Here is a 1,260-nt window from a genome sequence, read left to right on the forward strand (position 1 = left end):
TTAACTTCGCGGCCTTGCCGGTTGAACGGGGTGACCTTCCCAAGTCGCCCTGAACCGCCGGAGCTTCGATGTGCCGTCAGTCTGCCACCGTCTGTCTCGTCAAGTCGCCTGCACTGGAGGGTGTGGCGGAGCTCTCGCTGGTGGAACGGCTGCGGATGCTGCCCGATCCGCGTCGGCGGCGCGGGGTGCGTCACCCGTTCGTGGCGGTGCTGCTGGTTGCCGCCTCGGCGGTGATCGCGGGCGCCCGATCGTATGCGGCGATCGGCCAGTGGTCCGCGAGTGCTCCGCAGCACACCCTGGCCCGGCTGGGTGCCCGCCTGGTGGGCGCGCCGGGGGTGCGGGTCGCGCCGAGTGCTGCCACGATCCGAAGGATCATCGCACTGGTCTGCCCCGGCGGCCTGGCCGAGCTGACCGGAGCCGATCCTGGCGGCGCGGACTCGGTGGCCGTGGACGGCAAGAGCGCCCGCGGCTCCCGCCGAGGCCAGACGCCCGCCGCCCACCTCCTGGCCGCGATGACCGGCGACGGCCGGACCGTCACCCAGCTGCGAGTTCCTGGCAAGACCAACGAAATCACGTGCTTCGCCGCGCTGCTGGAGCCCTACGACCTGACCGGGGTCACTGTCACGGCAGATGCCCTGCACACGCAGCGCGGCCACGTGCGTTTCCTGGTGGAGAAGAAGGCGCACTACCTGCTGGTGGTCAAGGCGAACCAGCCCGGGCTGCACCGCACGCTCCGGTCGCTGCCGTGGAAGGACGCCATCGCAAGGCGCTACGACCGCGAGGTGAGCCACGGCCGCAAGGAGACCCGCGTGACCAGGGCCTTGACCGTCACCGATCTCGGCCTGGACTTCCCTCACGCCGCCCAGGCCGTGCGCATCCTGCGTCACCGCACCGACCTCAAGACCGGCACGTGCAGCCGTCAGACCGTCTACGCGATCACGGACCTGACCTCACATCAAGCCTCGCCCCAGCGGCTCGGCCAGCTCGCCAGATCACAGTGGACCATCGAGAACCGGCTCCACTTCGTCCGCGACACCACCTTCGGTGAGGACGCCTCGAAGATCCGCACCGGACGAGGACCCGAGAACATGGCCACTTTGCGCAACCTGGCGATCAACACGCTCCGGCAACAAGGGCACCGCAACATTGCCGCCGGCCTCCGCCACGTCTCCTACGACCCCTTCAGCAGGCCGCTGGACCTGCTCAACATCCCCTGACCTGGCCGCCTACATGATTACCGGGACTTTGAAACACCCCTGG

At 69.0% G+C, this 1,260-nt stretch carries 1 protein-coding gene; it reads left to right on the forward strand.

Annotated features, from left to right (window positions below):
* The first annotated feature begins 68 nt into the window (after positions 1 to 68).
* The gene (locus O3X23_RS43855; RefSeq protein ID WP_269280999.1) at positions 69 to 1,217 is read left to right on the forward strand and encodes an ISAs1 family transposase; all 1,149 of its coding nucleotides are present in this window, start codon (positions 69 to 71) and stop codon (positions 1,215 to 1,217) included.
* Positions 1,218 to 1,260 lie beyond the last annotated feature (43 nt).

The organism is Streptomyces sp. H39-S7, from assembly GCF_027158205.1.
Lineage (GTDB): Bacteria > Actinomycetota > Actinomycetes > Streptomycetales > Streptomycetaceae > Actinacidiphila.